Consider the following 20,792-nt stretch of genomic DNA (forward strand, 5'->3'; position numbering starts at 1 on the left):
AGATTATTCCAACAAGCTAGACAGAGAGCGGGTAAAGAAACAGATGACAGGTAACAAAGAACAGCAATATCGCTTCAGCGAAGCACCGATTTGGGAATTGCAACGAACATATTATGAAGAGCAGGGATTAAAGGCTTGGAATAATGATCAGGTCCCGCAGTACATCACGAGTAACCCTATGATTGCGACAGCATACGCAGAGATGATCTTTGGATTTCTGCAAGACCGGGCTGGACAAGGGCATCTCTCAGAGACCGTTACGATTCTAGAACTTGGAGCGGGAGCAGGCCGGTTAGCCTTCCATGTGCTTAAAAAGTTATGTGAAATCGTAGACTACGCAGATATTCCTCTTCCTCCTTTTCGTTATGTGATGAGTGATTTGCCTTCCAAAAACATATCCAGCTGGCAGCAGCACCCGAGCCTACTTCCTTACGTAGAGCAGGGTATTTTGGACTTCGCTCGTTTTGATGCTGTGCAGGATGTAGAACTACATTTAGTACACGCTAAGCTCAGCATTCGGCCGGGTGATTTACAGCAGCCATTGGTGATTGTGGCAAATTATTTTTTTGACAGCATTCCGCAAGAATTAATTTATGTGGATGAAGGAAAAATATATGAATGTGAGGTTTCGATCCAGTATTCGGCGGAAGTTGATCCGGATAACCCCTCCGATGCGCTCGGCAAAATCATCCCGCAGTACCATTATCGGCGTGCGGCTAGTTATGAAGAGGAGACTTATCCCTATCATGACGTTATAACGCTTTATCAGCAGAAGCTGGAGGATTCACATATACTCTTTCCGGTGGTGGGGCTTACTTGTCTGGAGCGGCTTGCGCGGCTCTCTACAGAGGGATTCGTGCTGCTTACAGCGGATAAGGGAGACCATCGCTTAGAGAACTGGGAATTTGCAGAACCTCCATTGCTGATTCATCACGGAAGCTTCTCTTTGACCGCGAATTATCATGCGATAGAGCATGTGCTGAAACAAAAAGGGGCGCATTCAATATTCACCAGTCATCACTATAAAAACCTGAACATCGGCTGTATTCTTATGCTACCAACACCGCTGAGCTATACAAACACTCGGCTGGGTTACAAGCGGTTTATAGAACGTTTTGGCCCGGATGATTTCTTTAGTATGAAGGAATGGATGGATCAGCAATTAGATACGATGGGGCTGCAGCAAATTTTGGCCTTTTGGCGTTTGGGTGGGTATGATGCTGAATGGTTTATCCATAGCGCTGAACAGATTTCGGAGCTGCTGCCGGGTGCCAGTGATGAAGAAATGCTGGATCTACAGCGAGGTATACAGTTGATGTGGACGGGCTATTATCCGATGGAACAGAGTTATGATCTGTCGCTAGATGCGGGGTTGCTGCTGTATGAAATGGATAAATTCGCGGAAGCATTGGGTTACTTAGAACGCTCCATGCATGCGAGTACGGAAGAACCATTGGCATCAGTGCTGTATAGCATGGCAATCTGTAACTATGAGCTAGGAGCTGAAGCTGCTGCATTGGAATACGCGCGTAGAGCTTTGGCTGCAGAGCCTGACAATGAAGTAGTATTGGAGCTTCTAACGGCGCTGAGCGGGGAATAAGCACATTTACATAGGGTTATCTTTTTGGTATCCTATACAAAATAATCAAACGCGATGACGAGAAGAGTACATGAAATCATTCCTTCACAGAGAGCCCTGGATGATGAGAACAGGGTAAGGGGGATTTTATCGAAACAAGCCTCTGAGCGGCATATCGGAACCGGACTAAGGGGATGGTATGACGGGAGCTCCTGTTATAGAGCTAGAGTATAAGCACTGCGCAAGATGTTTTGCCGTACTTGATGAGATTAATATGGCGACATATTAATGAACCTGGGGTGGTACCGCGAGAATTTCGTCCCCAAGACCATAAGTCTTGGAGGTGAGGTTCTTTTTATTTTGCAGATTAAGCAGGCGGATATCACTTATAAACAGGAGGTAACACCAATGAACAAGGAACCGGAAGTATTAGCAGAGAGTTACATCGACAGATGGATTCAAGAAGAGCTGGAAGCAGGGACTTACAATAGAGATATATGCACGAGATTTCCACCGGAGCCTAACGGATATCTGCATATTGGCAGTGCGTATGCTATTCACACGAACTATACGACTGCGAAAAAGTATGGCGGGAAGTTCCATTTGCGCTTTGATGACACCAATCCTTTAAAAGAGGATCTGGAGTATGTAAATGCCATCATCGAAGATATTCAATGGATGGGCTATCCACCGGACCATATTTTTTATGGATCAGACTATTCTGAGAAAATATACAATAGCGCAGTTACGTTAATCCGAAAAGGAAAGGCGTATGTCTGTGATTTATCACCTGAAGAGGTGACAGCCTATAGAGGGACGCTTACGGAGCCGGGAAAAAACAGCCCGTTCCGGGAGCGTTCTGTGGAAGAGAATTTGCGGTTATTTACGGAGATGAAAGCTGGAGATTATCCGACGGGAGCCAAAGTGTTGCGGGCTAAAATAGATATGAGCTCACCTAATATCAACTTACGTGATCCGGTGATTTACAGAATCATTCATGCGGAGCATTATAGAACGGGTAACGAATGGTGTATCTATCCGATGTATGATTTTGCCCATCCTATACAAGATGCTATCGAAGGGATTACGTATTCCTTATGCTCGATTGAATTTAAGGATCATCGGCCGCTCTATGAGTGGGTATTGAATGAGCTGGATATCCCTGAGGCTCCTAAGCAAAGAGAGTTTGGACGGGTGAACATCACCGGAGTTGTGACGAGTAAACGATATATCAGACAGCTGGTTACAGGCCATTATGTGGATGGCTGGGATGACCCGAGACTTCCTACGCTTCGCGGTTTACGCAGAAGAGGTTTTACGCCGGAGAGTATCCGGAATTTTGTGAAGGAGATTGGCTTTGTCAGAAATAGCACCATTGTGGATATTGCCATGTTAGAGCATGCGCTTAGACAAGATCTGAAGGCAAAGGTTCCAAGTGTGATGGCTGTTCTTAAGCCTTTAAAAGTGGTCATTACTAATTATCCTGAGGATCATAATGAATGGCTGACGATTGAGAATAACAGTGAAGATAAGTCACTTGGAGAAAGAGAGGTTCCTTTTTCACGGATCCTTTATATTGAACAAGAAGATTTCATGGAGGAGCTGCCAAAAGGTTATCACAGGCTTACTATGGGGAATGAAGTAAGGCTAAAGGGTGCTTATTTCATAAAATGCAATGAAGTAATCAAGGATGAAGTTACCGGAGAAATCCTAGAGCTTCGCTGCACCTATGATCCGAGAACGAAGAGCGGAAGCGGGTTTAATGAACGGAAGGTTAAGGCAACCATTCACTGGGTATCGGCAGACCATGCTATCAAGGCTGATGTTCATCTATATGAGCGTCTGCTGAAAGATAACGACGGTCCTAAAGAAGACGGTGAGCGCTGGGACGAGTATCTTAATCCAGATTCCTTAACGATCCTGAAGGATTGTTTGCTGGAGCCATCAATGGGCAACGCAAGGCCAGAAGATAAATTTCAATTGATCCGGCACGGATTTTTCTGTGTGGATAAGAAGTATACCACGGCAGATAAGCTGGTGCTGAACCGGATAGTACCGCTCAAGGACACATGGAAGAAAAATTCATAAGCAGCTTAAGCTGGGCGAAGATCGGGTAATTCCTGATCATCGTCCAGCTTTTTTTGTGCCTAGTCGTTGGTGAACAAGCAAATGAAAATTCCATATGAAACATGTTTACATTTTTCAGAAATAAGCATATACTTTAAATATAAGTTGCACAGGGGAAACTTTCGTGTATATAGACAACTTTTTCAGGGCAAGAGGAGGAATTGAAATGCTCGAACAAACTTTAGTAGAACAACCACATATAAAACAACATAAGAACTCGGTTTCAGCACAAGCCGTACTTAACGGGGAGATCAAAGGGATTAAACGATTACTTCCTTTTCTAGGCCCAGCTTTTATCGCTGCTGTTGCTTATCTGGATCCAGGTAATTTTGCCACCAATATTACGGCGGGCTCCAAATATGGATATCTCTTATTGTGGGTGATCGTGGCCTCTAATCTAATGGCTGTGCTAATCCAAGCGTTATCAGCCAAGCTGGGGATTGCGACAGGCAAGAACTTGCCTGAGATCGCTCATGATCGTTTTCCGAAGAGTGTATCTATCTTCTTATGGATTCAAAGTGAGCTAGTGATTATAGCTACGGATCTGGCAGAGTTTATCGGGGCGGCATTAGGACTATATCTCTTATTTGAGATTCCCATGCTGCCAGCAGCACTGATTACTGCGGTGGGCTCATTTGCTATCTTAGAGCTGCAACGCCGGGGATATCGCTCCTTAGAGGCAGGGATTGCCGCGATGATCCTTATAGTCGTATTAGCCTTCGCTTTTCAAGTTATTGTAGCTAAACCGGATATGGGAGCAGTTGCCGTAGGCATGTTTACACCTAAGTTTGAAGGGGTGGACAGCATCCTATTGGCCGCAGGAATTCTAGGTGCAACTGTGATGCCACATGCGATTTACCTGCATTCATCACTTACACAGAACCGTATCGTCGGGGTGAATGAATCGGAGAAAAAACAGATTTTCAAATTGGAATTTATAGATATTATTATTGCGATGATTATCGCAGGTGCAGTAAATCTGGCTATGGTTATTGTCTCCGCGGCATTGTTTTTCAAAAATGGTCTCGTGGTTGAGGATCTGGATGTCGCGTTTCAACAATTTGGTCACTTAGCTGGGCCAGTAACGGCGATCTCGTTTGGGTTGGGACTACTCATTGCGGGACTGTCGAGTTCCTCCGTAGGGACTATGGCTGGCGATGTGGTTATGCAAGGCTTCATCAACAAAAGAATTAACCTGTACTTGCGCCGTGCGATTACCATCATTCCGCCACTAGCGATCATTGGTTTTGGTGTGAATCCAACCAAAGCGCTCGTGATCAGTCAGGTGATCCTGTCCTTTGGGATTGCGTTCGCGTTGATTCCGCTGGTTGTGTTTACAAGCAATCGCCAGATTATGGGCGGGTTAGTGAATCGCAAAGTGACAGCCACTCTGGGCTGGATTATCTCCGGTCTGGTTGTATCGTTGAACTTGTTCTTGGTCTATCAAATGCTCGTATAAGGAAGCAGTCAAAAGAGCCCAACCCACAGATCTCCTCAGATCATACCTGAGAGATACATGGGTCGGGCTTTTTTTGGAGTGTTGTTCCAGCCAGTTATTTAAAATAATCCGCAACGCCTTCAGCGATGGCTTTAGCCGCTTTTTTCTGATAGGAGGCCTTGCGGACAATGGACTCGTCTGTAGGATTGGTAAGGAATCCAAGCTCAACCAAGGTAGCTGGAATCCGATTCTCCCTTAGGATGTGATAATCGCCAAAGGACAACCCGTTGCTTTTCAGACCGATGCCTTGCCCCAGTCGGGTTTCAATCGCCCGCGCCAGCTTCAAATCATCCGCTTCTGAATAAAAGAAGGTCAACGTTCCGGACACATTTTTAGGTGAAGAATTATAATGAACGCTTACAAAAGCATCAGCACGCAGGGCTTGGCTCATCTGAACACGACGAGCTAACGTCGGCTTCTGATCGTCTCGGGTGCGCGTCATCTCTACCCGTGCTCCTTTAGCAACAAGAGCATCGCGGACATAAAGTGCAGTATGCAGATTCAAATCTTTTTCCATGGTGTTATATGTAGTGCCAAGCATGCCCGGATCACTGCCGCCATGACCAGGATCGATGACGATCAGCTTTCCTCGTAGTCCGCCTTTATGCTGGACGGTGCTTATGCTGCTTGTACTGCTTGATGTGCTTCCACTTCGGATATACTGCTCTGCCACCCAACCGGTTTCACCGCTGACTGTGCGAATTCGAGCCCAGCCGTTCTGATGAAGAAGGAGAGTGACTGTATCCTTGGCTTTTAAAGAACCGAGCACCTTATAGTGAGTTCCTGGGCCACTTCGGATGCGCAGAGAATCAGCCGTGACTGTAGCCTTTGAAGTTCTACTAGAAGTATTGGCTGATGTTGACGAGGCAGTATTGGTTTTAGTAGCAATAGACGTTCCAGAAGCGCTGGATTGCAGGGAGTTGCTGTTCACCTTTTTTAGGTAATAACCCGCTACCCAGCCAGAGGTGCTCCCCGCTTTAACCTCTAACCATCCATGCTGCTCATCAGTCACAGTAACCCGAGCCCCATTCTTAATTGATCCTACAACAGTTGCATTCTTAGCCGGTTCATCGCGTACATTTAAAGAACTCGCATATACCTGTGCGGTATAACTTCCCGCTGCTGTCTTTGCTTCAGCAGACTGTGGCGCTGCTATACCCAAAAGGCAAGCTGTGAGCAGGGTGACACCTATCATTTTGTTCATAGTATCCTCGCTTTTTGAGAGTAGTCGTAATTCATTACCCAATTTACGAGGTTTAGAATAATATTTTTTGAGAATATGGCCTCTTTTCTGGTGGTCTAAAGACTTGTATAATTATTACATATCGGGAAAGAGGATGAAGGAGCATTGCCGTGACTAAACCAAAGCTATTCATTGGATCTTCCAGGGAGTCTATACGTTATGCAAGAGCGATTCATGAGCAGCTGAAGAGGGATGCTGAAGTGCATCCTTGGTATGCCAACGCTTTTCGGGCGAATGAATACACTATGGAGGCGTTGGAGCGAAATTTGGATGAGAGCGATTTTGCCGTATTTGTGTTCTCGCCAGATGATGTCGCCAAAATCCGTGGTAAATATTATTATGTGACCCGCGATAATACGGGGTTTGAAATGGGTTTGTTTTGGGCTAGATTACGGCGCAGCCGTGTTTTTTGTCTAGTGCCTGATCAGGTAACTGCGCGTGATGATCTCATCCCTGGAGAAAATGTAGAAGAATATCATCTGCTATCTGATTTAGCGGGAATTACATCTTTAGAGTATGAAGTGCATCACGATAATCCTACGGCTGCTGTGGATGTGAGCTGTGGTAAGATTATTGATAGTATTCAAGAACGTGGAAGATTCCGTGACCCGCTTAAAGATTTAGAGCAGCTAAAGATGGATTTAAGGCGCAAGGAAAGTATCCTTCATTTTTTTTGGCAATATAATAGTAATGTGACCATCTCCGAGAATGGAGATAAATATCACGCACTTAGTGAGGCGATACGCAATTCCTTTTTACCTCCGAAGCATTGTCGTGTAATCGGTGCAGCCATCTGGCAGGCACAAGAGAAGGAACAACTTGTTCAGGTGGGGGGGAATGTCGGACGTGGTCACTCCTATCCCTTGTCTGTAACGAAAGGGAATGAGAAGCAGCCTAGTGTGGTAGATGCATTTTTATCGAGTAAATGGACTTTTTTTCAACGCACGGAAGTTGCAGAGGTATATATCCTATGCTATCCTCTAGGTAAGAAGTATGTTCTTTCCGTTCATTTCTCAGGAAGTGATGGATTATCTGCAGATGATCTTAAGGCGGTAGTTGGGAATAATCAGGATTTATTCCGTACCATCAATCATTTAGTAGGAGAGGATTCAGCATGAAGAGAATAAAAGGTATTAACAGCTTATCCGATGCTGTTCTCCGATCTGCGAGTGGTGGGAGCAGGAGTGCAGGCGGCGATGACAAAAGCACCAAAAGAAAAGCAGGCTCGAGTCATTCTGCTCAGCAGCCAGCTTCAGCTCAGATTTATACTGCACCTTCTTTGGACGGCGGAGACGACGAATATAAGAAGCTTATCAGCGGAAAAGTAGATAATAATAAACCATCCTTTGCGTGATTTTTTTTATAAAAAGGGGGCCTCAGCCGTTGGCTTGAGGGCCCCTTTTTGGTATTCCATTCTAACGGCTGTTCTTCTTGGCGATCTCACGCCGTACGACAGGTGCAACCTCTGTTGCCAAAAGTTCAATGGCTTTGGCTACCTGAGCGTAAGGAAGGCCGCCGATATCGAGCTGAGTCATAAAGCGGCTATGACCGAACAGCTCATGCTGATAGAGAATTTTTTCGATAATTTGCTGCGGGCTGCCTACAGCCATCGTGTTATCAGCAGATACATATTGCCCAAAGTCATCACGAGACACCTTGTACTCTTGACCCGGTTTTGGACTGATAGAGTTACGGTAACTATAGTAGTAAGGGTAATATTCATCCAACGCCTGCTGTGAGGTTTCAGCAATGTAGCCGTGGCTAGTGATCGCAATCTTTAGATCCTCAGGTGGATGTCCTGCTTGAATTCCGGCACGCCGATAGGTTGCGGCAAGCTCTTGAAAAGGCTCTGGACTGCCACTTAGGATGGCGATAGCCATTCCGGTCCCGAGCATTCCGGCCTTCTCCGCGCTTTCTGGAGAACCGCCTACACCAATCCAGAGCGGAAGATTCTCCTGTAATGGACGTGGAGCAATCTCCGAATCCTTCAGCGATGAACGGAAGGAGCCCTCCCAGTTCATAACTTCATGTTTGTTAAGCTCCAAGAGTAAATTGATATTCTCGGAGAATAGACGGTGATAATCTTCAAGCTCATACCCGAAGAGCGGAAAAGACTCCACAAAAGCACCACGCCCCGCAATAATCTCTGCACGTCCATTCGACAGCAAATCAAGTGTGGCGAAATCCTCGAACACCCGTACAGGATCAATGGTGCTTAATACGGTTGTTGCGCTCGTTAGTTTAATTCTGTTAGTAACCTGAGAAATGGCAGCCAGCACCACTGGCACCGAAGAAATTACAAAATCAAGACGATGATGCTCACCTACACCAAATACATCAAGTCCCGCCTCATCTGCCAGCTTAGCTGCAGCTACAACTTCGTCGAGACGTTGTTTTGGACTGATCTTCTTCCCTGTATGACAATCCGCTACGATGTCTCCTAAGGTATAGATACCAAATTCAAAATCGGATGCTGGTGCTGCGGTTGCTTCGTTACTCATGCTCACAAACCCCTTGTTATTCATATATTTGCTAAAGCCTGTCCGTGTATGGAGGAATGTGATTATTATAACACAATGACTTACAAAATGTAAGTTTGTGAGTAAATGTTTTGATTTCTTCTGTTTTTTTTGACAAAATGGAATAATAATCCATAAGGATTGTGTCCTGCTCGTCCAATATTATTATATTTGATTTTAACAAGCTATCCAAATGAGGCAGTTACTTATATGAGGAGGAGTTTGGTGGTGAGAGGAACAATATTGAAATCTTATCTTCGTACTGCAGTTATTGGTTTAGGGGTATTGCTTATGGTAAATCCGGTACAAGCAGCTGCGGTTGATCCACACACCTCTTTTATAGGCTCGAATGGTGATGATTACTATGCAAACCTGCCTGCTGCGAAGGTTGAATGGTCAACAACAATGGATTTGCCAGCTTTGAAAGATGTGCCGTCGGATTATATCATGGGTAAGGGTGTTGTTGCAGTCGGAGCGGGCAAAGCTTTTATCCTTCAAAAGGGTCAGCTTTTAGCGATTAACGTCCAGACTGGAAAAGTAATGTGGAAATACGGCTCCAAATTAACAACGCCGCTGCTCTATCAGGATGGCGTGGCTTACGTCACTTCGGAGGCAGGTACGATCTATGCAGTTAACGCGGCTACGGGCAAAAATAAATGGAGCTCATCGGCAACCAGTAAAGGTGTCAGTAAATTGTTAATTGATAAAGAGCAGCTATTCGCTGCTAATGGCGATATTCAAGCCTACAATCTGAAAGATGGCAAGTTGCAGTGGCGCGATAATTTCAGCGAAATGCTGTTTGAACCATTTATGGTTGAGGGGAATCTGGTGCTAGCTCAAAACTCAGAATCCGGAGCGTATACGTATGACATTTTACATGCGTTTGATCGAACAACAGGTAAAGAGCTTTGGAATAGTGGTAATCATAGTCTTCCGATTGCAGCAGATGGGACTACGCTTATCTCACAACGGGAAGCTACATTGGTAGACCCTCTTCCTTTGACGACACTCGATCATTTGGATGTGAAGACAGGTAAGCTTGTAAAGGCTGTAGAGTATAACCCCGCTCATATAGATCCTAATCATCCGAAACCAGAAGAAGAATATATGACTAGCGGAGGCAGAGCTTGGATCATTGGGGACAGGATATATATTGGGGGACAAAAAGGAGTCTATGGCTACCCAGTAAATGTTGATCCAGCTGCCGTAACACGAGATAATTATTCGTATGAATCCATCGGAGCTAAGTTATCCTACGCAGCGGGTCCTTATGATGGAAGAATTCTTTTTAGTAACGAACAGAGCATCTATGGTGTTAAAATGTCTAATAAATCTGTGTTCCAGTACGGAGGAATCAGCAATCCGATTGCCCGCTTCGATCTGCTCGGACATGGCATGTATGTTGCCCAGACCGATGGTAAATTGGTTGCTATTGATCTAATTACCGCCAAACCGATCGTGCAGCTCAAAACATCAGGTAGAGTATTCGGCCCAACCTTGCTGGAGGATGGGATGATTATTGTGCAGAGTAAAGGGAAGTTAACTGCTTTCAAGGAGCCTCAGGCTCTGAAAACGAAATAATCGAATCCACAACGGCTCTCCGATAAACATCCGGCAGAGTCGTTTTTTAGTGGAATGATTCCACAATCCCCGTGCGAAAAATACAAATCTATTTTATGATAATAAGGTTATAGGATGAGTAGACTGTAAGTTAACGAAATTACATAGAAGGACCGAGGGATATTATGGAACAGCAAGCGGTTTGGGCGATAGGTATTTTTCTGCTGATTTATGGACTTATTATTTCCGAAAAGATTCACCGTACCATTCTGGCGATGTTAGGAGCTATCGTCATGATAGCGATGGGCATTGTGGATCAGGAGACGGCACTACAGCACATCGATTTTAATACTATAGGATTGCTTGTAGGGATGATGATGATTGTAGGGATTACCGCTGAGACGGGTCTCTTTAAATACGCAGCTGTGAAATCAGCTAAGTTGGCGAAGGGGAAGCCGAAGAGAATACTGATTGCTTTGTTTGTGATTACCGCAGTGGCTTCAGCCTTTTTGGATAATGTGACGACAGTGCTGCTTATGGTGCCAGTCACCTTCAGTATTACAAGACAACTGCGCATACATCCGCTGCCTTTTTTGATGTCACAAATTATCGCATCTAATGTAGGGGGAACGGCAACCTTGATCGGAGACCCGCCTAATATCATGATTGGCAGTGCGGTTAAGGAGCTGACCTTCATGGCTTTTATTAGCAATCTGACACCCGTGATTATCATCATTGTTTTGGCGTATATCCCGCTGCTGTTATTGATGTTCGGTAAACAAATTAAAACTACACCTGAACTGCAGCAGAGCATCATGGACATGGATGAGAAGGTTATGATTACGGATCATAAGCTGCTGCGAAAATGTTTGATCGTACTGGCAATTACGATTGCCGGGTTCTTTTTACATCAGGCGTTACATTTGGAGTCCGCTACGGTTGCGCTGGCTGGTGCATTTTTACTGCTGCTGCTGACCGGAGGGGAACATATGCTGGAAAAAGCTTTTCACAGCGTGGAATGGATTACGATCTTCTTTTTTATCGGACTGTTCGTGTTGGTGTCAGGGCTTGTAGAGACAGGTGTGATTGCAGAGCTGGCAGCAAAAGCGATTGAAATAACGAATGGTGATGTGCTGATGAGCTCAATGATGATTTTATGGGTCAGCGCCATTACCTCGGCATTTCTGGATAACATCCCTTTTGTAGCAACTATGATCCCGCTGATTCAGGAGATGGGCAATATGGGGATCAGCAATTTGGAGCCGTTATGGTGGAGTTTGGCCTTAGGCGCTTGTCTGGGTGGCAATGGCACATTGATTGGTGCGAGTGCTAATTTGATCGTGGCGGGTTTGGCAGGAAAAGAGGGGTACCCGATTACATTCATGAAGTATTTGAAGGTCGGATTTCCTTTAATGCTGTTGTCCATTGTGATCTCCAGCGTGTATTTATATTTAAGATATCTGATGTAAGCAGCGTTACTAAGAGCCGGGGGAGCGATATGCTTGAAGTGATATTTTGAAACGGCAGGTAGAAGTTGTGGAGGAAGTAGAAGGAGTAGAGGAAGTAGAGGAAGTAGAGGAAGTAGAGGAAGTAGTGGAAGTAGAGGGAGTAGATGCAGAAGTATAAGTAACAAGTGGAGGCAAAATGCAGATTTTGAAGTGGTAGACATAGGTTGGAGTGACGGTGGGAGCATATAAGTGTATTTTGTACAGTTATAACTCATCGAATAAATTGTCCCCAAAAAATAGCTGTATTCAGTACACTTATTTTCATGATTTCCTCAGCTAAAGGTGATTTTTCTGGATTTTAATTGTATAGAATACAGTTATATTCAGGACAACCCCTTTTTTATACGAAATAAGTGTACAGAATGCAACTAAATCAAAGATTGGGTTTAGATTCGGTAATTAAAATATACGGGGGGATCCGGAGGAGTTATTCCGAGGTTTACCCAAAGTCGACTTAACCCTACGCAATGCAGATAAACAAGCAGGCAGTGTTTCTCCAATATCTGGAGGCTCACTGCCTGCTTGTTTTTTACATTAGAAAGGGCTGCTTAAGGAGTATGGCTTCCAAAATACTGGTAAGTTCCTTTGGGATATTGATTCCACTCGCCCTCAAGTGAATACTGCTGTGATCCAGTGTATATACCGGATTTACGGACAATAGTTCCACCTGTGGAGAGGAATTGCTGAGTAGAGGTAGGGTCACCGAGAACATCTACGATTTGGCCGTTTTTCTTCAGTACTAATGCTGTAATATTATATGTTTTTGGATTATATAGACTCAGTTCATCATTGTAATAGGAGATATTCATTAAATCAAATGCGTCCCCAAAAGTAGAATCTATAAACATATACGGCATTGCTACAGGTACAGGAAATAATGGCCGGGAATAAACCTGTTTGGTTTGGGTGGCTTTCATAAATTGGTGGACTTCAAGGGTGTAACCTTCTGCTTTTCCTGCGGGATTACCATTTCCTTTATAGTACAGCTCAACTGCGATTCTGCCGTCACCGCCGTCCAGATACTCTGAGAAGAATAGCTCGGAGGTACCCTGTGAAGCCACGCTTATAGATAATACAACCGCTTTGCCATCAGAACCTACTATCCATACCGTTCCTGGACTTGTAGGACCATTCCATATAGCTCCATTCAGAGTTGCAGGTCCGCTCAATGAACCTGTGCTGCTTTCTGTATACACTTTAAATTGACTCTGATTAGGAATCAGCTTGGAAATATCGAAGGAAATATTGGATACACCTTGCTTGGTGGTTATTGGCACAAAGCCGTTGTTTACAAGCTGGGCTGTAATCAAGGTGAAAGTTGAGGTAGCTGAACCTCCTTTATCATCCGTTGCTGTGAGGGTCACTAAACCACTAGCTGAACTATTAGCTGCCGGAGTTACCGTCAGAGTGTTGCCATTAAGGCTAAGTGTACCAGCATTTACGTTATCTATAGAAGCTGAATAAGTAAGCATGTCATTGTCGGGATCTTGAAAAAGCTGGGCCAGATCAAATGTACGTGGTGCAGTGATACCTGGTGTTAAGAGTTGAGTAGTGATTCCAGATATCGCAATTGGTGGCTGATTAGACGTTACAGTGAATGCAAAAGTAGCAGTGTTAACGCCACCTTGGCCGTCCATTGCTGTTATTGTAATCATGGCTGTGCCTGAATCGATCGGCACAAGGTTGAGATGATTCCCATTTACAGATACAGTGGCAACGCTAGCGTCAGAGGATGCAGCTGCGAATGTAAGCGGGTCACCGTCCGGATCAATGAACACATTACTGATGTCGACGTTTTGGACACCACTTGTGATCAGAGCAGACATTGGATCAATATTATTTTGCACGACTGGTGCATGGTTCACCGGAGTCGGCGCCGGAGTAGGACTAGGAGTCACTGCGGGAGTAGGCTCAGGAGTCGCGACCGGAGTAGGCTCAGGAGTCAGCACCGGAGTAGGACTAGGAGTCACTACCGGAGTAGGCTCAGGAGTCGCCACCGGAGTAGGACTAGGAGTCGGCGCCGGAGTAGGCTCAGGAGTCGTCACCGGAGTAGGACTAGGAGTCGTCACCGGAGTAGGACTAGGAGTCGTCACCGGAGTAGGACTAGGAGTCGTTACCGGAGTAGGCTCAGGAGTCGCGACCGGAGTCGGCTCAGGAGTCGCTACTGGAGTAGGACTAGGAGTCGCCACCGGAGTAGGACTAGGAGTCGCGACCGGAGTAGGCTCAGGAGTCGCTACTGGAGTAGGACTAGGAGTCACGACCGGAGTAGGACTAGGAGTCGTCACCGGAGTAGGACTAGGAGTCGCGACCGGAGTAGGACTAGGAGTCGTCACCGGAGTAGGACTAGGAGTCGTCACCGGAGTAGGACTAGGAGTCGCTACGGGAGTAGGGCTCGGAGTCGTCACCGGAGTAGGGCTCGGAGTCGCGACCGGAGTAGGACTAGGAGTCGTCACCGGAGTAGGACTAGGAGTCGCTACGGGAGTAGGCTCAGGAGTCGCGACCGGAGTAGGACTAGGAGTCGCTACGGGAGTAGGCTCAGGAGTCGCCACTGGAGTAGGACTAGGAGTCGCTATCGGAGTAGGCTCAGGAGTCGGATCGCTCACGGCGTTAGCAGACGTGGACGAAGTATATGCAGGAGCAACGGCTCCAGATGCATTTTGAACCGTTTGGATATTATTTTGAATGGCTGTGTAATTTGTTATGAAATGTGAAGGCAGACTCATGCCAGGCAACTGCAGATTTTGAATAGACAAGGAGGGATCGATGGTGATCCTAGCGCCACCTTCAACTATTTTTAAGGTTTGCAGGGAACCGCTGCCATGAATAGTAACTGGAGTTATAGAATCCACAATGATCTGCCCAACTTGGCCCTGAAAAGTTATACTCGAAACGCCATTTTTAATCTTCAAATCACCGGTAACATTGCCTTTAATAACAACATCATTTCCAGAAATATTGAGCAAAGAACCGGAGGGTAAGCCGGAGGTATTTAGTTGAACCCCTTTTTGTACAATTTCAAGCTCTTGCAAACCATCTACATGACGATTCAAGGAATTGAACTTAAGGACAGCTCCTCTTAAAGCATCATGGTTGCTATCACCCATTAATTCTTTGAGTGTACCTTCAATGAGGTAAGGCGTGCCATTGATCGTTACGAAATCTCCATCTATATTGTCGATCGTTGCAGTTTGTTGTTCTTCTTTAAAAATATTCAGCAGAAAAGAAGCCATATCCTGCCGCTGAACAGTACCTTTGGGGCTGAACATATCTTCAGGAGAGTCTATAAGTTTAAGACGTAGTGCGACATCAGTATACTCTTTTGCCCAATTGCTGATTGTGGATTCGTCATTAACCTTGTTGGCTTGTCCGCCTTGTGCTCCAGTTCCGCGGATGGCACGTACAAATATAACTGCAAGCTCTTCTCTAGTTACAGGTCTGGATGGATTAAAATTACCTGTAAGATCACCCTCCATAAATCCTGCCTTTTTAACAGCCTCAATAGCGGAGACACTCCAACTGGAATCAGATACGTCTCTAAAGGAAGAAGCGGAATTCACTGAGGAATCTAGCTTTAAGGTCTTCGCTAAAATGGCTGCCAGCTCTTGGCGGGTCATAGTCGCAGTGGGTCTGAATTGTCCATTGGGATCGCCTTTAAGCAATCCTAGACGAGCAGCCTCGAGGATTGCGGCACTTTTCGTCTGTTGTATTTCGGTTAAATCGGAGAACGGTGGAGTGATTTCAGCTGCAGATGCATAGAGAGTACCACCGAACAAGGTGTTAAGGGCAACAAGTGTTGCTCCCCATTTTAATGATATGCTTTTCAAGCAAAAGCCCCTTCCTTAGAACCAATTTGTCATAAGCTTACTTCATTATATCGACGCAAAAGCAAAGTTTTTTAATACTTTCATCCTACTAAAAGTGATTTAATTCATTGCTTTTCAAACTTATGAACTAGAAATAACTCCACTTCTGTTCCATAAAAGGGCTTGTTTTTTGTTGACAGCTTATAAAATCGATGATATTTTAAATATTATAATTCCAATTGATTTACTTTGAATAAAGATTGCCGACTGTTCCTACAGAGGTATTGCGAATGTAAAAACGCAATGCCTCTGTTTTTTTGTCCATACAGATTAAAGGAGGGGTCAAGGTGGGAGAAGCGTTGCTGTCTATTTCGAACCTAAATAAACGTTTTGAGTCTGCCGGTGGTCATGTTCAAGCACTCCATAATGTAGATCTCCATGTACAGGAGGGCGAATTTATTACAGTCATCGGCCCCAGCGGCTGTGGAAAAAGTACACTATTACGCATCGTAGCCGGTCTGGATAGCGGGTACACTGGCAGTGTCACCCTGGAAGGGGCAGAGATTGGGGGTCCTGGGATCGATAAGGGTTTTATTTTTCAGGAGCATCGCCTCTTTCCCTGGCTTACCGTTGAGAAGAATATTGCCTCTGATTTACCGCTAGGGAACAAGGAGGTTAGGCGGAAGGTCGATGAATTGATTGATCTGGTGAAGTTAAATGGATTTGAGAAATCTTATCCCCGCGAGTTGTCGGGAGGGATGGCCCAGCGGGTGGCAATAGCTCGTGCACTTCTGCGCAATCCGAAAATACTGCTGCTGGACGAACCGTTTGGTGCACTGGATGCATTCACTCGGGCTCATATGCAGACGGTATTGCTGGACATTTGGCGGGCTAACCAAACAACCATGATTTTTGTGACGCATGATATTGATGAGGCTGTGTTCTTGGGGAATCGGGTAGTGATTCTAGAGCCGCGTCCAGGGAAAATACGTAAAATTGTACCGATAGATTTACCGTATCCACGGAAAAAAACAACGACCTCCTTTCAAGAGCTGCGTTTGAAGGTGTTGAATTATTTTGAAAAGGTAGATGAGCTAGAGCTTACAGACGGAGCCGGAATATAAAATAGGTCGACCATACCCATGGAGACTTTCGAAGACATTAACATTCGAGGGTCTCTTTCTGTTTATTTAAAGTGATTGTAAAGCTGAAAAAAGGTGGGTTCAAAGTATGACAAATCGGGCTGTAGCCATAAGAACTTCCGGAAGACCCGGAAAGGTGGCAACACTAGGACTTGGTCTTTTGCTGCCGGGCAGTGTACTGATTCTGTGGCAGACGCTCGGGCATTATGGAATGATCTCGGAGATGCTGTTCCCTACGCCGTATACGATTGCGGAATCTTTTGTAACTTTAGCGGCTTCAGGCGATTTGTGGCCGAACTTTAGGATCAGCTTGGTCAGAGCCTTTTCTGGATTCCTGCTAGGTGGTGGACTGGGGCTGCTGTTAGGACTTCTCGTAGGTCTGTTCCGCAGATCGGAGAAGCTGTTAGATCCCTCCCTGCAAATGATCCGCATGATTCCCAGTCTGGCGGTAGTACCGCTGTTCATTTTATGGTTCGGGATCGGTGAGGAGTCGAAGGTGCTATTGATTGCTAAGGGAGCTTTTTTCCCGCTTTATATTAATACGTTCATGGGAATTCGCGGCGTGGATAACAAGCTGTTCGAAGTTTCCCGGGTACTTGGCTTCAGCCGGTTGAAGCAGATTGGCAGGTTAGTACTTCCAGCAGCGCTGCCGAACATTATTCTCGGAGTGCGTCTCTCTCTAGGGCTTTCTTGGCTGGGGTTAGTAGTGGCAGAGCTTATTGCATCTACCTCAGGCATTGGGTACATGATGTCCGATGCGCGTCAATTTGCGGACACACCAGTGGTGTTCGTGGGGATTATTATTTTTGCCGTAGCTGGATTGTTGAGTGATTCCATTGTTCGTTACATTGAACGACGGTTGTTGAGATGGCAAGACAGTTATCGCGGATAACCTTGAACGCTCATTAAACAAAAGGGGGATGCACCATGAGCGATGGAGTAGAAGCTATTATCAAAAATACTAAAAGAGCCAGAGAAACGCTGGATAGCGGCGGCACAGCTCCTTTATCCAAGAAGACACCGAAGAAACCCGCAATACAAGTTGCATGGAAACCCCTGCTCTCTGATTGGGGAATGGGTGCAATTATCCCGGTGGTGACGTTAGTCCTTTGGCAGCTGGCAGGGAGTACGGGGCTGGTCTCAGCAACCTTTTTGCCGACTCCGCTTTCGATTGCAAGAGCTTTTACCGACTTGTTGGTTACTGGAGAGTTAACTCATCATCTGGGTGTCAGCATGGGTAGGGCGGGCATCGGGTTTCTTATTGGAGGTGTGTTGGGTCTTCTATTCGGCGTACTGACCGGCTTATTTCGCAGTGTAGAATATGTGCTCGATCCTAGCGTACAAGTGCTTAGACTTGTTCCCCATTTAGCTATAGCGCCGCTCATTATTCTCTGGTTCGGGTTTGGAGAGATGTCTAAAGTTGTGATCATTATGACAGGCTCATTTTTTCCGCTCTATATTAATACGTTTATGGGCATCCGCAATGTGGACAATAAGTTGTTCGAAGTAGCTCGGGTATTAGGGTTCAGTCCTTATCAGAAGCTGCGCAGGCTTATACTCCCGGCGGCGCTGCCCGGAATTTTGTTAGGGCTAAGGTTGTCGCTGGCTGTAGCTTGGATTGGTTTGGTTGTAGCAGAGCTTATTGGATCACAGTCAGGTATTGGTTTTCTTATCAATGAAGCGAAGCAGAACTCTAATACAGAGGTTGTATTCGTAGGCATTATTATTTTCGCAATTGTCGGTAAGCTGATCGATTCCTTGTTCCGGATTATTGAACGAAAGTTCCTGTTCTGGCGAGATAGTTACGAAGGCTAAACAAACTGAGGAGGTCTTGAACATATGAGTGGATCGGTGAAAAAAGGATCGGTGAATTTGGTGGCAGACGTGCTCGTTATCGGAGGAGGTCCGGCAGGAACGTGGGCAGCCCTTACTGCATCAGCGAAGGGGGCCAAAGTAATCCTTGCAGATAAAGGGTACTGCGGTTCAAGTGGGGCAACGGCACCGTCGGGAACGGGAGTCTGGTATGTGAAGCCGGATGAGAAGCTCCGGAAAGAGGCAAAAGCAAGTCGTTATGCGCTTGGCGGGCAGCTGGCTGAATCTCGCTGGATGGACCGGGTGCTGGATCAAACCTATGCCAATATGAACAAGCTGGGTGTTTCCGGTTATCCATTCCCTGTAGATGAGCAGGGCAATCAATTCCGAAGAAGTCTGCAAGGACCGGAATATATGAAATTAATGCGTAGGCTGGTGAAAAAGGCAGGCGTTAAAATTCTAGATCACAGCCCAGCCTTGGAACTCCTGGCAGATGAGCATGGCGTAGCTGGAGCGGCTGGAGTTCATACCCAGAGTGGAGAAACCTGGACTGTTCAGGCAGGAGCAGTCGTCATTGCTACCGGAGGCTGCGCCTTCCTAAGCAAGGCACTTGGCTGCAACGTGTTGACCGGAGATGGCTATCTCTTTGCTGCTGAGGCTGGGGCGAATCTGTCCGGCATGGAATTCTCTAATGCCTATGCGATCTGCCCTACGTTCTCTTCGGTGACCAAGACGGCGTATTACAGCTATGCCAGCTTTTATTATGAGGATGGAAGCGTTGTGGAGGGAGCCGGTTCCAAGAAGGGCCGTTCTGTAATTGCCCGGAATCTGTTGGCAGGTAATCAGGTGTACGCCAAGCTGGATGGGGCACCAGAGGATTTGAGACCGCTGCTGCGGGTGGCGCAGACGAACTTTTTCCTTCCTTTTGACCGCCAGGGAATTGATCCGTTCAAGGATGCGTTTCCGGTTACTTTGCGGCTCGAAGGCACGGTTCGGGGGACGGGTGGCATCCATATTACAGATGAAAGCTGCGGCACAGGTGTTCCCGGACTTTACGCGGCAGGAGATGCGGCTACCCGCGAGCTGATTTGCGGAGGTTTTACTGGCGGTGGCAGCCATAATGCGGCGTGGGCGATGTCTTCAGGTTCTTTTGCTGGTGAAGGAGCTGCTGTCTATGCACAGAGTCTGGGGTCGCACGCTGCGCAGCGTAGTCCAGTCGGCTTATCATCATCACCACTGGTGCATCAGGAAGTGAAGCCGGGAGTGGCGGCCCAAACGGCAGAGTATGTGTCTGCTGTACAGGCTGAGGTGAAGCCGTATGACATCAATTTGTTCCGGACAGAACAAGGGCTGACTTCTGCACTAGATCGTCTGGATGGATTGTGGAAAGAGCAACGAAGCCGCGAAATTCAGCGTACGCCAGAAGGGGTCAAGGCACGGGAAGCCGAAGCCATGACCGCAACAGCCCGCTGGATGTACAATTCTGCACTTGCTCGTACAGAGACGAGAGGCATGCATAAGCGTGAGGATTTCAAGGCTACAGATCATGGCCAGCATCACCGCTTGATCAGTGGCGGATTAGATCAGGTATGGGTGAAGACGGAAGCCGTGGCTAAGGAGGGTGTTCTATCGTGATTGAGGTGATCAGCGCTGCCAGATGTGTAGAGTGCAACCAATGTGTATCTGTCTGCCCGACTAATGTTTTCGAACGGGTAGAGGATGGCATTCCTGTTATTGCCCGGCAGAGCGATTGCCAGACTTGCTTTATGTGTGAGCTGTATTGTCCTGTCGATGCTCTCTACGTTGCACCAGACTCTGAGAATATTATTGGTGTGACAGAAGCGGAACTTCAGGAGCAGGGACTACTTGGCGGTTATCGTGAAAAAGTAGGCTGGGGTAAGGGCAGGCAGCCGGTAGCAAGCCATGAATTTATGTATAAATTGGCATCGAGGGCAGGGTTCTGAGCTGGATCAAGATTTAAATAAATAGCATAAACCTAGG

General features: G+C 46.3%; 15 protein-coding genes and 1 other annotated feature. Of the genes, 12 read left to right on the forward strand and 3 right to left on the reverse strand.

All coding sequences use genetic code 11. From position 1 onward, the window contains the following. Positions 1-43: 43 nt before the first annotated feature. The 3 genes from MKY63_RS14010 (at position 44) to MKY63_RS14020 (ending at position 5,165) form a co-directional block, all read left to right on the forward strand. A complete protein-coding gene (locus tag MKY63_RS14010) occupies positions 44-1,600 on the forward strand; it encodes an SAM-dependent methyltransferase (RefSeq protein WP_076280271.1) in 1,557 nt (518 codons plus the stop codon). Positions 1,601-1,645: 45 nt separating this feature from the next. Then, positions 1,646-1,906, forward strand: a binding site (T-box leader). Between the two features lie 81 nt (positions 1,907-1,987). After that, entirely contained in the window at positions 1,988-3,667 is a 1,680-nt protein-coding gene (locus MKY63_RS14015; RefSeq protein ID WP_339813254.1) for a glutamine--tRNA ligase/YqeY domain fusion protein, read from the forward strand. Between the two features lie 205 nt (positions 3,668-3,872). Then, entirely contained in the window at positions 3,873-5,165 is a 1,293-nt protein-coding gene (locus MKY63_RS14020; protein WP_339813257.1) for an Nramp family divalent metal transporter, read from the forward strand. A gap of 94 nt (positions 5,166-5,259) precedes the next feature. On the opposite strand, the gene MKY63_RS14025 is transcribed toward MKY63_RS14020, so the two are convergent. After that, positions 5,260-6,408, reverse strand: coding sequence for an N-acetylmuramoyl-L-alanine amidase (locus MKY63_RS14025; protein ID WP_076303106.1), 1,149 nt, complete (start codon positions 6,406-6,408; stop codon positions 5,260-5,262). Between the two features lie 149 nt (positions 6,409-6,557). Between MKY63_RS14025 and MKY63_RS14030 the strand changes: the two genes are divergently transcribed. After that, positions 6,558-7,565: a TIR domain-containing protein gene (locus MKY63_RS14030; RefSeq protein WP_175617364.1), complete on the forward strand. Its 1,008-nt coding sequence runs from the start codon at positions 6,558-6,560 to the stop codon at positions 7,563-7,565. After that, a complete protein-coding gene (locus MKY63_RS14035; RefSeq protein WP_036680302.1) occupies positions 7,562-7,801 on the forward strand; it encodes a hypothetical protein in 240 nt (79 codons plus the stop codon). The genes MKY63_RS14030 and MKY63_RS14035 overlap by 4 nt, the downstream gene beginning before the upstream one ends. 61 nt (positions 7,802-7,862) lie before the next feature. Here MKY63_RS14035 and MKY63_RS14040 read toward each other — a convergent pair whose 3' ends face one another. Continuing rightward, entirely contained in the window at positions 7,863-8,948 is a 1,086-nt protein-coding gene (locus MKY63_RS14040) for an LLM class flavin-dependent oxidoreductase (protein ID WP_339813261.1), read from the reverse strand. Between the two features lie 246 nt (positions 8,949-9,194). Between MKY63_RS14040 and MKY63_RS14045 the strand changes: the two genes are divergently transcribed. Further along, complete coding sequence (locus MKY63_RS14045; protein ID WP_339813264.1) at positions 9,195-10,547, forward strand: PQQ-binding-like beta-propeller repeat protein; 1,353 nt, start codon at positions 9,195-9,197, stop codon at positions 10,545-10,547. A 164-nt stretch (positions 10,548-10,711) separates the two neighbouring features. After that, positions 10,712-11,995, forward strand: a complete 1,284-nt coding sequence (locus tag MKY63_RS14050; RefSeq protein ID WP_036680299.1) for an ArsB/NhaD family transporter — start codon at positions 10,712-10,714, stop codon at positions 11,993-11,995. A 587-nt stretch (positions 11,996-12,582) separates the two neighbouring features. On the opposite strand, the gene MKY63_RS14055 is transcribed toward MKY63_RS14050, so the two are convergent. Next, positions 12,583-15,858 carry an S-layer homology domain-containing protein gene (locus tag MKY63_RS14055; protein WP_339813267.1) on the reverse strand — a complete coding sequence of 1,092 codons (3,276 nt, stop codon included), beginning with the start codon at positions 15,856-15,858 and terminating at the stop codon, positions 12,583-12,585. Positions 15,859-16,184: 326 nt separating this feature from the next. Here MKY63_RS14055 and MKY63_RS14060 point away from each other — a divergent pair, with 326 nt between their 5' ends. The 5 genes from MKY63_RS14060 (at position 16,185) to MKY63_RS14080 (ending at position 20,755) form a co-directional block, all read left to right on the forward strand. Beyond that, on the forward strand, positions 16,185-16,961 hold the full coding sequence (locus MKY63_RS14060; RefSeq protein ID WP_036680296.1) for an ABC transporter ATP-binding protein: 777 nt from the start codon (positions 16,185-16,187) through the stop codon (positions 16,959-16,961). 106 nt (positions 16,962-17,067) lie between these two features. Continuing rightward, entirely contained in the window at positions 17,068-17,871 is an 804-nt protein-coding gene (locus MKY63_RS14065) for an ABC transporter permease (protein WP_038573373.1), read from the forward strand. Positions 17,872-17,906: 35 nt separating this feature from the next. Further along, entirely contained in the window at positions 17,907-18,794 is an 888-nt protein-coding gene (locus MKY63_RS14070; RefSeq protein ID WP_076185455.1) for an ABC transporter permease, read from the forward strand. A gap of 24 nt (positions 18,795-18,818) precedes the next feature. Further along, the gene (locus MKY63_RS14075; RefSeq protein ID WP_076128751.1) at positions 18,819-20,426 is read left to right on the forward strand and encodes an FAD-binding protein; all 1,608 of its coding nucleotides are present in this window, start codon (positions 18,819-18,821) and stop codon (positions 20,424-20,426) included. Further along, the gene (locus MKY63_RS14080; RefSeq protein ID WP_076128750.1) at positions 20,423-20,755 is read left to right on the forward strand and encodes a ferredoxin family protein; all 333 of its coding nucleotides are present in this window, start codon (positions 20,423-20,425) and stop codon (positions 20,753-20,755) included. The genes MKY63_RS14075 and MKY63_RS14080 overlap by 4 nt, the downstream gene beginning before the upstream one ends. Positions 20,756-20,792 lie beyond the last annotated feature (37 nt).

It is taken from the genome of Paenibacillus sp. FSL R7-0189 (assembly GCF_037969925.1).
GTDB classification, from domain to species: domain Bacteria; phylum Bacillota; class Bacilli; order Paenibacillales; family Paenibacillaceae; genus Paenibacillus_AQ; species Paenibacillus_AQ odorifer.